The organism is Streptomyces durmitorensis (assembly GCF_023498005.1).
Classification (GTDB): domain Bacteria; phylum Actinomycetota; class Actinomycetes; order Streptomycetales; family Streptomycetaceae; genus Streptomyces; species Streptomyces durmitorensis.
The window spans coordinates 3730326-3742541 of sequence record NZ_CP097289.1 but is presented as its reverse complement, the minus strand read 5'-3'; the positions used below and the strand labels follow the sequence as shown (position 1 = coordinate 3742541).

The following is a 12216-nucleotide window of genomic DNA, read 5'->3' as shown; positions in this document are numbered from 1 at the left end:
TACTTTGGTCAGCCGCGTCGGCAGTGCAGGAAGAGCTGGTGCTCGGGTGGTACGTCGGTACTCGCCGGGGCGTAGGAGTACGTGTCCTCCTCGACGATGTCGAAGCCCGCGTCACGTACGACCTGCCGCAGTTCGTCTCGCAGGTATCCGGATACCCGGATTGTGTGCCCCAGGAACGGAATTCCCGCGTCGTCCAGGTCGGCCTCGACCATGGAGAGCGCGAGCAGGCCACCGGGGCGCAGCAGTCCGTGCAGCAGCCGCAGAGCGTACGGGATCTCGGCGCGCGGCAGCATGAGAAGCGCGAAGAATGCCGCGATCCCGTCGAACCGGCCGACCCCGTCGGGCCCTTCGGCCCGCAGCGCCGCCACGTCGAGCTGCCGGAATTCGGCGTTCGGCGAGGGCACGTTCTTCCTGGCCAGGTCGAGCATGCCGGAGGAGAGGTCGATGCCGAGGACGAGGTGCCCGGCGTCGGTGAGCTGACGGGCGGTGGGAAGCCCTGTGCCGCATCCCACGTCGAGAATCCTCGACCCGGGCGGCAGCGCGTCGGCGAGCCTGCGTCCGGCGGCCTGCTGGCCGTCCTTGTGCGGGAAGGCGTCGTCGTAGTGCTGTCCGATGGCGTCGAAGGCCTCGGCCTGCCCCGTCCGGTCGGGCAGCACGCCGGATGGCCCGCCGTACCTGTCGAACTCGCTCGCCTCGCTCACGTTCTGCCGCCCTTCGATGACATCCTGTCAGGCAACGCGCAAGCTCAGGGAGTTGCTGCTGAGTTGCTGCTGTGCGCCCTTGCGGAGGACGATCCTACGTTTGAACCATGGGGGCGCATCAAGGGTCTCATGACGTCACATGAGCGGGCGTGCGATCCCAGTCGTCCGGAAGGGGCGGAATCGCCCAGTCCGGATCGGGGCGCCAGTGCTGCCAGTTGTCCGAAAACGGCAGTCCCCAGGAATGGATCACATCGATGGCGGCCCGCCCGGCGGCCCGCACTTCCCGCGCCTTTCCCGCGCCCATCAGCCCGGCGCGCTGAGCCTGGGCGAATTCGTCCTCGTCGTGCCACTGCCAAGTCCGGTCCGGGCGCACAGAGATGTCCAGAAAGTGATCCTCGGAATCGATGCCTCCGGCCCAACGGGCTCGCGGCTCCTCAAGATTCACGTACCAGTTCTTGAACCGCCATCCCGGATCCCAGAACAGCCACACCGACCACGGCTCCGCGGGCCGGGCCAACTTCAGTACGCCGGTGCCGAACCAGCGGTCCCTGCGCAGCGCGCGGGGCTTCGTGTAGCGGGTGGCGAGGGGCTCGTGGTGAACGGGGGTCCCGTCGGCGAGCACGGGCTTCACGCATTCGGTGCCGGGGGCCATCCACACGGCGAGCAGTTCTTCGGTGTCCTGCACGACCGTGACGGGCCTGCAGATGTGGATCCGGTTCCCGGCGTTCTCCTTGTACCGCCACAGCACATGGGAGCCGGGGGCCCAGCGTGCTGCTTCGCTGCTCGTCGTTGGCGGCGTGGTGAGGTCTGTCATGGAGAGATATTAGTCGCCGCCCGGACAAGCTCCTGGGAACCTGTCCGGGCGCAGAGGGGAACGCCGTCCTACGGCCGCGTCATCCGCAGCACGTCCAGCGCCTCGTCCAACTGCGTCAGCGTGAGCTCGCCCCGCTCGACGTATCCGCCTTCGAGCACGACCTCGCGGATGGTCTTCCGTTCGGCGAGCGACTTCTTGGCGACCTTCGCCGCCTCCTCGTACCCGATGTACTTGTTCAGCGGAGTGACCACGGAAGGCGAGGACTCGGCGTACTCGCGGGCCCGTTCGGCATTCGCGGTGATGCCGTCCACCGTCCGGTCGGCGAGCAGCCGCGACACGTTGGCGAGCAGCCGCACGGACTCCAGGACGTTCTTGCCGATGACCGGCAGCATCACGTTCAGCTCGAAGTTGCCCGCGGCCCCCGCGGCGGCCACCGTCGCGTCGTTGCCGGTGACTTGGGCGGCGACCATCAGGACGGCCTCCGGAATGACCGGATTCACCTTGCCCGGCATGATCGAGGAACCGGGCTGCAGATCGGGCAGGTTGATCTCGGCGAGCCCGGTCCGCGGACCGGACGCCATCCAGCGCAGATCGTTGGCGATCTTCGTGAGGCCGACACCGATCGTCCGCAGTTGACCGCTGGTCTCCACGATCCCGTCCCGCGCGCCCTGGGCCTCGAAGTGGTCGCGGGCCTCGGTCAGCGGAAGGCCCGTGGCGCGCGCCACCTCGTCGATCACGGCCGCCGAGAAGCCGGGCGGCGTGTTGATGCCGGTGCCCACCGCCGTGCCGCCGAGCGGCAGTTCGGCAAGGCGCGGCAGCGAGGACCGCAGCCGCTCCACGCCGTAGCGCACCTGCGCCGCGTACCCGCCGAACTCCTGGCCGAGGGTCACGGGCGTCGCGTCCATCAGGTGCGTGCGCCCGGACTTCACCACGTCGGCGAACTCCGCCGACTTGCGCTCAAGGGCGGTCGCCAGGTGCTCCAGGGCGGGGATCAGGTCCTGTGTCACGGCGCCCGTGGCCGCGATGTGGATCGAGGAGGGGAAGACGTCGTTCGAGGACTGGGACGCGTTCACGTGGTCGTTCGGGTGGACGTCCTTGCCCAGGCGCTCGGTGGCGAGCGTCGCGAGCACTTCGTTCGTGTTCATGTTGGACGACGTGCCGGACCCGGTCTGGAAGACGTCCACGGGGAAGTGCTCGTCCCAGCGCCCTTCGGCCACCTCGCCCGCAGCGTCCGCGATCGCCGTCGCGACGTCCTTGTCCAGCACCCCGAGGTCCGCGTTCACCTTCGCCGCCGCCGCCTTGATCCGGGCGAGCGCGGCGATGTGCGCGCGCTCCAGACGCTGTCCGGACACGGGGAAGTTCTCCACCGCGCGCTGCGTCTGCGCACGCCACTTGGCGTGCGCGGGGACCCGCACCTCGCCCATGGAGTCGTGCTCGATCCGGTACTCACCGCTGTCGCTTGCGCTGGCGTCGCTGGTCATGCCACGAACCTACCTCTCCGTCAAACCTCGCTGAAAAGTTGAGCACTTGTCTTGTTCTAGGTATTCCCAAGGCTCTTACTCACCAGTAAAAACCGTGGGTAACACCAAACCGGGGAGGCGCAATGAAGCGCATCAGACGCGGCCACCAGGGCCGGCTGCGATGTACGTTCGCGGCGGCCGTCGCCATGGCCGCGATGCTCGGCACGGCAGCCGCCGTGCCGGCCCAGGCCGCGGCGGACGGGAACAGGGCACCGGCGTCCACGCCGCTGCCGGCCGACCTGGAGAAGATCCGGGCGGACGAGGCCACCAAGCTCTACGGCGACCCGGCGGAGCGCCCGCTCGCCGACCGGAAGACCGGTCTCATCTCGCTCGGCGACAGCGAGATCTCGGGGGAGGGCGTCGGAACGTACGAACCGGGCACGAACGGCCCCGACAACTGGTGCCACCGCTCCCCGGACGCCGCGATCCACCGCACCGGCATCCCCGCGGACGTCACGTACAACGTGGCCTGCTCGGGAGCGCAGACGGTCAACATCAAGATCGGCGGCCAGAAGCAGTACGCCGACGAGCTGGTGCAGAGCGACAACCTCGCCATCAAGGCGCGCAACACCAGGATCAAGACGATCCTGCTGGTCATCGGCGCCAACGACGACCTTCAGTTCTCCCCGGTGATGACGGACTGCGTGACGCGCTTCCTGCTCAGCCAGGGCGCCTGCGCGGGCAAGTACAACGACGGCTGGCAGGCGCGCGTGGACGCCCTCGTGCCCAAGGTCGAGCAGTCCATCCGCGACCTGAAGACCGTCATGAAGGACGCGGGATACGCGGGCGACGAGTACAAGCTGGTCGCCATGGGCTACCCGAGCCCGATCGGCCCCGACTTCCGGGACAACCCCACGTTCCCCGGCAAGCTGGCCTGCGGCGGTCTCGGCTACGACTCCGACACCGAGTGGGGCCGCAACTACGCGGTGCCCACCTTCGAGACCGGCATGCGCAGGGCGGCCAAGGCGGCAGGCGCGACCTACCTCGACAACTCCCGCCTCTTCCACGGCCACGAGGTCTGCATGGAGGACACCTGGGCGCGCGGTCTCTACGTGGACCTCACCAACCCGTTCCCGCCGGACTCCAACTCCGTCCGCCAGTCCTTCCACCCCAACGCCCGCGGCCACGCGGCCTTCGCCTCCTGTCTGACGCAGCTGTACAACTCGGGCTGGAGCGAAGGCGGTTGCGCAGACCCGGCGAGCACCGGCAGCCCCAAGCTCTACCAGGGCGGATGGGACGACGCGTACAAGCCGCTCAAGAACGAGGGCACGGGTACGTGCGTGGACGTCGACGCCTCGAAGAGCCGCAACGGCACCAAGGTGCAGGGCTGGGACTGCACCGGCAACCGCAACCAGACCTGGTGGTACGACGGCGGCGTCGGCGGTCGGCAGAGCCTGCACACCGGCCTGACCCAGGACCGCTGCCTGGACGTCCCGGGCACCGCCAAGGAAGGCACCGCGCTCACGCTGTGGAACTGCCACGGCGGCGCCAACCAGAAGTTCGTCCGTGAGGCGGGGACCCTGCGCCCGGCCGCCGCCACCGGGCTCTGCCTGGCACTCGCGTCGCCGAAGGAGCCGTTGAAGCTCCAGAAGTGCGACGGGTCGGCGGGCCAGCGCTTCGCGTAGGCCCACCGGACGCGCGAAAGGCCGCCCTGCGCACCGTGCGGAGGGCGGCCCTTTCGTACGCGACGGCGTTACGCCAGGCCGGGTCCGCGGACCGGGATGGACGTGAACGTCGGCTCCGGGGCCGGAGCCTGGAAGAAGTCGTTGCCCTTGTCGTCGACCACGACGAAGGCGGGGAAGTCCTCGACCTCGATCTTCCACACGGCTTCCATGCCGAGCTCCTCGTACTCGACGACCTCGACCTTCTTGATGCAGTCCTGGGCGAGGCGCGCGGCCGGGCCACCGATCGAGCCCAGGTAGAAGCCGCCGTGCGCGTCGCAGGCGTCGGTGACCTGTTTGGAGCGGTTGCCCTTGGCGAGCATCACCTTGGAGCCGCCCGCCGCCTGGAACTGCTCCACGTAGGAGTCCATTCGGCCGGCGGTCGTCGGGCCGAAGGAGCCCGAGGCGTAGCCCTCGGGGGTCTTGGCGGGGCCCGCGTAGTAGACCGGGTGGTCCTTCAGGTACTGCGGCATCTCCTCGCCCGCGTCCAGGCGCTCCTTGATCTTGGCGTGCGCGATGTCGCGGGCCACGACCAGCGGGCCGGTCAGGGAGAGGCGGGTCTTCACCGGGTGCTTGGTGAGCTCGGCGAGGATGTCGTCCATCGGCTGGTTCAGGTCGATCTTCACGACGTCAGCGGCCTCATCGAGGTGCTCGTCGGTGGTCTCCGGCAGGAAGCGCGCCGGGTCCGTCTCCAGCTGCTCCAGGAAGACGCCCTCTGCGGTGATCTTCGCGGTGGCCTGGCGGTCGGCCGAGCAGGAGACGGCGATCGCGACGGGCAGCGAGGCGCCGTGGCGCGGCAGGCGCACCACGCGCACGTCGTGGCAGAAGTACTTGCCGCCGAACTGCGCGCCGATGCCGATCTTCTGCGTCAGCTCGAAGACCTTCTCCTCAAGCTCCTTGTCCCGGAAGCCGTGCCCGGTGGGGGAGCCCTCGGCGGGCAGCTCGTCGAGGTAGTGCGCGGAGGCGTACTTCGCGGTCTTCAGGGCGAACTCGGCGCTGGTGCCGCCGACGACGATCGCCAGGTGGTACGGCGGGCACGCGGCCGTGCCCAGCGAGCGGATCTTCTCCTCCAGGAACTTCATCATGGAGGCCTCGTTCAGGACGGCCTTCGTCTCCTGGTAGAGGAACGACTTGTTGGCCGAGCCGCCGCCCTTGGCCATGAAGAGGAACTTGTAGGCGCCGCCGTCGGTCGCGTACAGCTCGATCTGGGCCGGGAGGTTGGAGCCGGTGTTCTTCTCCTCCCACATGTTCAGCGGGGCCATCTGCGAGTAGCGCAGGTTCAGCTTCGTGTACGCGTCGTAGATGCCGTGCGAGAGCGCCTTCTCGTCCTCACCTTCGGTGAGGACGTTCTGTCCGCGCTTGCCCATGACGATGGCCGTGCCGGTGTCCTGGCACATGGGGAGCACGCCGGCTGCCGCGATGTTCGCGTTCTTCAGGAGGTCGAGCGCCACGAACTTGTCGTTGCCCGATGCCTCCGGGTCGTCGACGATGCGCCGCAGCTGGGCCAGGTGCGCGGGCCGCAGATAGTGCTGGATGTCGTGGATCGCCTCGGCGGCGAGGGTGCGCAGCGCCTGGGGATCGACCTTGAGGAACGTCCGCCCGTCGGCCTCGAAAGTGGAGACACCCTCGGAGGTCACCAGTCGGTACGGCGTGGTGTCCTCTCCCAGCGGGAGCAGATCGGAGTACTCAAAATCTGGCATTACGGCCATTCCTCACTCGGCAGACGGCGCGCGCGGCCTCCATTGGCGACGCGCCAACCAGCGTAGAACGCCACAGGACGGCCAAGCCTGTGAGGTAAGGCTCAGTAGGGCGGCCCCAGGGGTAGTCGCGATCTATCGCGTTTGGGTACGCTGAGCGGTGTGGACCTAGAGAAGCGCCCCCAGCAGACCCACCCGGAACCGCGGCCCGCCGGCCTGCGCGCGTCGGACGCCGACCGGGACCGCATCGCGGACATCCTGCGCGAGGCGCTCGCCGAGGGCCGGCTGACCGCCGAGGAGCACGGCGAGCGGATCGACGGGGTCTACCGCGCCAAGACCATGGGTGAACTGGAGCCGCTGGTCAGCGACTTGCCCGCGGCGGGCGGCGCGGCGTACGCGGCGGTGGCGCCCGAGCCCGCCCCCTCCCGGCCGTCGGACGGCGTGGTGCCCCCGGTCGCCGACGAGAACCTGGTCGCGGTCTTCAGCAGCTCGGTCCGCAAGGGCCGCTGGCGCGTGGGCCGCCGCACGCATGTGTACGCGATCTTCGGCAACGTGGAGATCGACCTCAGCGAGGCGATCTTCGAGCAGCGGCAGGTCGTCATCAAGGCGGTCTCCGTCTTCGGCAACGTCGAGGTCCGCGTTCCGGAGAACATCTCGCTGCGGGGCAACGGCACGGGCGTGCTCGGCAACTTCGAGGTGGAGACGCTCGATTCGGCCGAGCGGGACGCCCCGGTCGTCTTCGTCGACGGCTTCGCGATCCTCGGCAACATCGAGGCGAAGCCCAAGCGCGGCAAGCTCGTCCGTGACCTGCACAAGCACCTGCGCAAGCATCTCGGCCACTGACCGGCCACCGGGGAACTGATCCGGCCACTGACGGCGCGAACTTTCGTACATCGGAACTCAGTGCATAGGCGCATGCACAGCGGGTAGAGCTTGCTGCATCGTCTCTCGCTCGCGAAGCCGTCGTCAGGAGTAGACCCGTGCTGCAGCCGTCGCATCAGTCCCTGCAGGTCGCCGCCGTTCCGGCCCAGCGGGAACCAGTGCGCGATCGGAACCAGGACTCCCCATGGCACACCGAGGCGGTGTGCCGCCGAGACGAAGCCGGGCTCTTCTTCGCCCCGTCCAAGGAACCGACCGCTTCACGCCTGTCGCGGGAGGAGGCCGCGAAGCGCGTCTGCGGCGGCTGTCCCGTGATGGTCGAGTGCAGGGAGCACGCCCTGCTCCAGCCCGAGCCGTACGGCGTCTGGGGCGGCCTCACGGCCGCGGAGCGCCGCGTGGTGCTCGCCAGGCGGCGCCGGCGCGAGGTGGAGCTCAAGAAGGCCGCGCACACGACCGCCGGGCCGATCGCCGCCGCCGGATAGCTTTTTCGTACGCCGAAGGGGGCGTCCCCCGCACGGGGCGCCCCCTCCGGTGTGCGCAACTAGCGCTCTCCTGAGCCTACTTGGTGCTGCTCGGTCCTACTTCGGCCCTACTTCGCGCGGTCGAAGTCGATGGCGCTGTAGGCGCGCAGCTTCGCGAGCCGGTGGTCCGAGTCGATCTTGCGGATCGTGCCCGACTTGGAGCGCATGACCAGGGACGAGGTCGAGGCCGTCTCCGCGGCGTAGCGCACGCCCTGGAGCAGTTCGCCGTCCGTGATGCCGGTCGCGACGAAGAAGACGTTGTCCCCGCGGACCAGGTCGGTCGTCGAGAGCGTGCGGTCCAGGTCGTGCCCCGCGTCCAGCGCGCGCTGGCGCTCCGCGTCGTCCTTCGGCCACAGCTTGCCCTGGATCACGCCGCCCAGGCACTTGATCGCGCAGGCCGAGATGATGCCTTCCGGGGTGCCGCCGATGCCCATGAGCATGTCGACGCCGGTGCCTTCGCGCACGGCCATGATCGACCCCGCGACGTCGCCGTCCGAGATGAACTTGATGCGCGCGCCGGTCTCGCGGATCTCCTTGACGATGCCCTCGTGGCGGGGGCGGTCGAGGATCATGACCGTGACGTCCTCGGGCGAACGGCCCTTGGCCTTGGCGACCCGGCGGATGTTCACGGAGGCGGGGGCGTTGATGTCCACGTAGTCCGCGGCCTCGGGGCCCGTGACCAGCTTGTCCATGTAGAAGACCGCGGACGGGTCGAACATGGCACCGCGGTCGGCGGCGGCGAGCACGGCGATGGCGTTCGGCATCCCCTTCGCGCAGAGGGTCGTGCCGTCGATCGGGTCGACGGCGATGTCGACCTCGGCGCCGGTGCTGTCGCCGATGCGCTCCCCGTTGAAGAGCATCGGGGCCTCGTCCTTCTCGCCCTCACCGATGACGACGATGCCGTTCATCGAGACGGTGGAGACGAGGGTCCGCATGGCCCTGACGGCGGCGCCGTCGGCGCCGATCTTGTCGCCGCGGCCGACCCAGCGGCCCGCGGCCATGGCGGCGGCCTCGGTGACCCGGACGAGCTCCAGGGCGAGGTTGCGGTCGGGAGCCTCGGGAGAGACTTCGAGCTCGGAAGGGAGATGATGCTCGGTCATCGGAGAGCACCTTTCTGCTGATACAAAAAAGTGGCGCGCCCGTAGGGCGTCCTTGGAAGGGCGGGGGTGGGAGACGGGAGGGCGGCCGGATGAGGGTGTGTCTCGACTCTATCCGTAGGCCGACAAAATGAGCAGAGGGCCCCACGCATGAGCGGATCGGGCACTAGGGGGCCACCGGGGGAAGAGCCGCGTCCGTGGCCTGAGAACATGGGGGCGTGGCAGGAAGACAAGGCAAGCAGACCGTACGGAACATGCTGTGGTCGATGGCGGTGATCGCCCTCGTCGCCGGCGCGATGTACATCTTCATCCCGCACGACGACTCCAAGAACCCCGCCAAGCGCGTCGACTACCGCGTGGAGCTGCTCTCCGCGCGCCGGGCGGCGGCGTACCCGGTGGCCGCTCCCGAGGGCCTGGCCAAGGCGTGGAAGCCGACGTCGGTGCGGTTCGACGGCACCAAGGGCGACAGCTGGCACCTGGGGTTCCTCGACCCGTCCGGTGAGTACGTGGTGGTCAAGCAGTCCACGGCGAAGCCGGTCAAGTTCATCGAGGAGGCCACGCAGCGGGCCGTGCGGACGAAGGCCACCGAGAAGATCGACGGCCAGACGTGGCACCGCTACAAGGGGCAGACGTACGACGCCCTCGTGCGCGAGGACAAGGGCGCGACGACGGTGGTCGCGGGCACGGCGTCGTTCGGGCAGCTGACGGAGATGGCGCAGGCGCTGAAGACGTCCTGACGGTTCTGGACACGCGTGAGGGCCCCGGCGCTGTCGCCGGGGCCCTCACGCGTACTGCTCGTCCGTCTGCCGTTACCGGTCTCAGACGGTCTCGATGACCTGGTCGAGCTCAAGGCGCGGGGAGCGCGGGAACCAGGCGTTCTCGGCGGGCTTGCCGATGTTGACGACCATCAGCGGGGTGTGGTCGCCGTCCAGGAACTCCTTCTGGACGCCGGCGGCGTCGAAGCCGGTCATCGGGCCTGCGGCCAGGCCGGCGGCGCGCACGCCGATGATGAAGTAGGCGGCCTGCAGCGCGGCGTTGAGGTGCGCGGCGCCTTCGCGGGCGGGGCGCTCCGAGAAGAAGACGTCCTTGGCCTGCGGGAAGTGCGGGAACAGCGCCGGCAGCTCCTCGTGGAACTCGTTGTCCGCGGAGAGGATCGCGACGAGCGGGGCGGACGCCGTCTTCGGCTGGTTGCCCTCCGCCATGTGCTGGACCAGGCGCTCGCGGGCCTCGGGGGAGCGGACCAGCGTGATGCGCAGCGACGACAGGTTGAAGGCGGTCGGGCCGAACTTGACCAGGTCGTAGATCGCCTGCACCTGCTCGTCGGTGACCGGCTCGTCGGTGAAGGAGTTCGCGGTGCGGGCCTCGCGGAAGAGCAGGTCCTGTGCGGCGGGGTCAAGGACGAGAGACATGGATCAACCTTCTGGGTGCGTGCGTGCGTGCGTGTGTGTGCGTGGTGCGTGCATGGATCAGCTTGCGATATCGACCGTACGGCGTTGCGGTTTAAGTTTCAACCAAATCGGCCGCTTGGTGATCCGCTTCACAAGGCACCGGGGTGGGGTGAGGCCTTACCGGGCCCCGACCTCAGGCGTCGTCGCCGTTCCCGTTCCCGTTAGCGTCCGCGTTCTCGTCGCTGTCCCCGTCCGGCCCCGCCAGGGCCGCGTCCAGGCGGGCGCGGGCGCCGTCCAGCCAGCGGCGGCACACCTTGGCCAGCTCCTCGCCGCGCTCCCACAGGGCGAGCGACTCCTCGAGGGTGGTGCCGCCCGTCTCCAGGCGGCGTACGACCTCGATGAGCTCGTCCCGCGCCTGCTCGTAGCCGAGTGCGTCCGCCGGGCCCGTGGCCTCGTCCGTCTTGCTGGTCATGTGCCCCACCCTAAATGTCGGTTCGTACAGTGAACTCGCCCTCGGCGACCCGGGCCCGCAACTGCTCGCCCGAGGTGACCTCATCGGGGGCCCGCACCACGGCACCGTCCTCCTTCTGCAGTACCGCGTACCCCCGCTGGAGCGTCGCGGCGGGGGAGAGGCCCACCACGCGTGCGTGGGTGTGCGTCAGCTCCGACTCGGCGCGGTCCAGGAGGTGCCCGAGCGTGCGGCGGCTGCGGTCGACGAGCGCCGAGACCTGCTCCTCGCGCTCCTCGATCATGCGGTGCGGATTCTCCATGGAGGGGCGGGCGAGCGCGTGCGCCAGGCCGCGGTCCTCGCGGTCGAGGAAGGCGTCCATGCAGCGCCGGGCCCGGTCCCGCAGCCACCGCACGCGCTCGTACTCCTCTCCGACGTCCGGCACGACCTTCTTGGCGGCGTCGGTCGGGGTGGAGGCGCGCAGGTCGGCCACGTAATCGAGGAGGGGGTTGTCCGGCTCGTGCCCGATCGCGGAGACCACGGGCGTACGGCAGGAGGCGACGGCGCGCACGAGCTGTTCGTCCGAGAACGGCAGCAGATCCTCCACGCTGCCGCCGCCCCGCGCCACGATGATCACGTCCACGGCGTCGAGGGCGTCGAGCTCCTTCACGGCCTGCACGACCTGCGGCACGGCGTGCACGCCCTGGACGGGGACGTTGCGCACCTCGAAGCGGACGGCGGGCCAGCGGTGCCGGGCGTTCTCCAGGACGTCCCGCTCGGCGGCGGACGCGCGGCCGGTGACGAGCCCGATGAGCTGCGGCAGGAAGGGCAGCGCCTTCTTCCGGTCGGCGGCGAAGAGCCCCTCCCCGGCGAGGCTCTTCTTCAACTGCTCGATCCGCGCGAGCAGTTCGCCCACGCCGACGGGCTTTATCTCGACGGCCCGCAGGGACAGCTGCCCCCGGGGCGCATACCACTCGGGCTTGGCGTGGACGACGACCCGGGCGCCCTCGGAGACGACGTCCGCGACGGCGTCGAACACCTGGCGGTAGCAGGTGACGCTGACGGAGATGTCGTGCGAGGGATCGCGCAACGTCATGAAGACGACACCGGCGCCGGGCCTGCGGGACAGCTGGGTGATCTGCCCCTCGACCCACACGGCACCGAGCCGGTCGATCCACCCACCGATGAGCCGCGACACCTCGCCGACGGGCAGCGGGGCATCCGCAGACGTGTTCAAAGCCATGCGCCGAGCGTATCGGCAGGGTCTGACAGGGCAGGGTTCCCGCTGAGGCGCGGGGCGCCGGACTGCCCCACGACCGGCCAGCGGACTGCTTCCCCCCTCCCCCTCCCCCCGGCATCGGCCAGCGGCCTGCTCCCCGCATCGGTCAGTGGGCCGTCCCGCACTGGTCGCGCTCGTCCGCCCCGCCTGTTCCGTCATCGCTCCTACGCCGAGGGCCTGATGCGGGGTCACGGGTGGGCGGGCGGGAGAC

General features: G+C 69.6%; 12 protein-coding genes. 4 read left to right on the top strand and 8 right to left on the bottom strand.

Annotation, left to right across the window (positions count from 1 at the left end):
* Positions 1–8 precede the first annotated feature (8 nt).
* The 3 genes from M4V62_RS16575 to M4V62_RS16565 form a co-directional block, all read right to left on the bottom strand.
* Positions 9–701, bottom strand: a complete 693-nt coding sequence (locus M4V62_RS16575) for a class I SAM-dependent methyltransferase (protein WP_249588039.1) — start codon at positions 699–701, stop codon at positions 9–11.
* A gap of 127 nt (positions 702–828) precedes the next feature.
* Complete coding sequence (gene fomD / locus M4V62_RS16570) at positions 829–1515, bottom strand: cytidylyl-2-hydroxypropylphosphonate hydrolase (protein WP_249588038.1); 687 nt, start codon at positions 1513–1515, stop codon at positions 829–831.
* A gap of 68 nt (positions 1516–1583) precedes the next feature.
* Positions 1584–2996, bottom strand: coding sequence for a class II fumarate hydratase (locus M4V62_RS16565; RefSeq protein WP_249588037.1), 1413 nt, complete (start codon positions 2994–2996; stop codon positions 1584–1586).
* A gap of 122 nt (positions 2997–3118) precedes the next feature.
* On the opposite strand from M4V62_RS16565, the gene M4V62_RS16560 reads away from it, so the two are divergent.
* On the top strand, positions 3119–4660 hold the full coding sequence (locus M4V62_RS16560; protein WP_249588036.1) for a ricin-type beta-trefoil lectin domain protein: 1542 nt from the start codon (positions 3119–3121) through the stop codon (positions 4658–4660).
* A gap of 68 nt (positions 4661–4728) precedes the next feature.
* Here M4V62_RS16560 and M4V62_RS16555 read toward each other — a convergent pair whose 3' ends face one another.
* Positions 4729–6396 (bottom strand): fumarate hydratase, encoded by a 1668-nt coding sequence (locus M4V62_RS16555; protein ID WP_249588035.1) that lies wholly within the window; start codon positions 6394–6396, stop codon positions 4729–4731.
* Between the two features lie 159 nt (positions 6397–6555).
* On the opposite strand from M4V62_RS16555, the gene M4V62_RS16550 reads away from it, so the two are divergent.
* On the top strand, positions 6556–7236 hold the full coding sequence (locus M4V62_RS16550; protein ID WP_249588034.1) for a DUF1707 SHOCT-like domain-containing protein: 681 nt from the start codon (positions 6556–6558) through the stop codon (positions 7234–7236).
* A 137-nt stretch (positions 7237–7373) separates the two neighbouring features.
* Entirely contained in the window at positions 7374–7754 is a 381-nt protein-coding gene (locus tag M4V62_RS16545; RefSeq protein ID WP_160506948.1) for a WhiB family transcriptional regulator, read from the top strand.
* Between the two features lie 107 nt (positions 7755–7861).
* Here the strand turns inward: M4V62_RS16545 and glpX are convergent, their stop codons facing one another.
* Entirely contained in the window at positions 7862–8893 is a 1032-nt protein-coding gene (gene glpX, locus M4V62_RS16540; protein WP_249588033.1) for a class II fructose-bisphosphatase, read from the bottom strand.
* Positions 8894–9108: 215 nt separating this feature from the next.
* On the opposite strand from glpX, the gene M4V62_RS16535 reads away from it, so the two are divergent.
* Complete coding sequence (locus M4V62_RS16535; protein WP_249588032.1) at positions 9109–9627, top strand: DUF4245 domain-containing protein; 519 nt, start codon at positions 9109–9111, stop codon at positions 9625–9627.
* 81 nt (positions 9628–9708) lie between these two features.
* Here the strand turns inward: M4V62_RS16535 and M4V62_RS16530 are convergent, their stop codons facing one another.
* From M4V62_RS16530 to xseA, 3 genes are all read right to left on the bottom strand, one after another.
* Positions 9709–10299 carry a malonic semialdehyde reductase gene (locus tag M4V62_RS16530; RefSeq protein WP_249588031.1) on the bottom strand — a complete coding sequence of 197 codons (591 nt, stop codon included), beginning with the start codon at positions 10297–10299 and terminating at the stop codon, positions 9709–9711.
* 172 nt (positions 10300–10471) lie between these two features.
* A complete protein-coding gene (locus M4V62_RS16525; RefSeq protein WP_249588030.1) occupies positions 10472–10750 on the bottom strand; it encodes an exodeoxyribonuclease VII small subunit in 279 nt (92 codons plus the stop codon).
* A gap of 10 nt (positions 10751–10760) precedes the next feature.
* Positions 10761–11969, bottom strand: coding sequence for an exodeoxyribonuclease VII large subunit (xseA, locus tag M4V62_RS16520; protein WP_249588029.1), 1209 nt, complete (start codon positions 11967–11969; stop codon positions 10761–10763).
* Positions 11970–12216: the final 247 nt, after the last annotated feature.

What these genes read in the sequence shown, in the direction of transcription:
- fomD (WP_249588038.1), bottom strand. Translation starts at nt 1,515, where the DNA reads ATGACAGACCTCACCACGCCGCCAACGACGAGCAGCGAAGCAGCACGC.
- M4V62_RS16565 (WP_249588037.1), bottom strand. Translation starts at nt 2,996, where the DNA reads ATGACCAGCGACGCCAGCGCAAGCGACAGCGGTGAGTACCGGATCGAG.
- M4V62_RS16560 (WP_249588036.1), top strand. Translation starts at nt 3,119, where the DNA reads ATGAAGCGCATCAGACGCGGCCACCAGGGCCGGCTGCGATGTACGTTC.
- M4V62_RS16555 (WP_249588035.1), bottom strand. Translation starts at nt 6,396, where the DNA reads ATGCCAGATTTTGAGTACTCCGATCTGCTCCCGCTGGGAGAGGACACC.
- glpX (WP_249588033.1), bottom strand. Translation starts at nt 8,893, where the DNA reads ATGACCGAGCATCATCTCCCTTCCGAGCTCGAAGTCTCTCCCGAGGCT.
- M4V62_RS16530 (WP_249588031.1), bottom strand. Translation starts at nt 10,299, where the DNA reads ATGTCTCTCGTCCTTGACCCCGCCGCACAGGACCTGCTCTTCCGCGAG.
- M4V62_RS16525 (WP_249588030.1), bottom strand. Translation starts at nt 10,750, where the DNA reads ATGACCAGCAAGACGGACGAGGCCACGGGCCCGGCGGACGCACTCGGC.
- xseA (WP_249588029.1), bottom strand. Translation starts at nt 11,969, where the DNA reads ATGGCTTTGAACACGTCTGCGGATGCCCCGCTGCCCGTCGGCGAGGTG.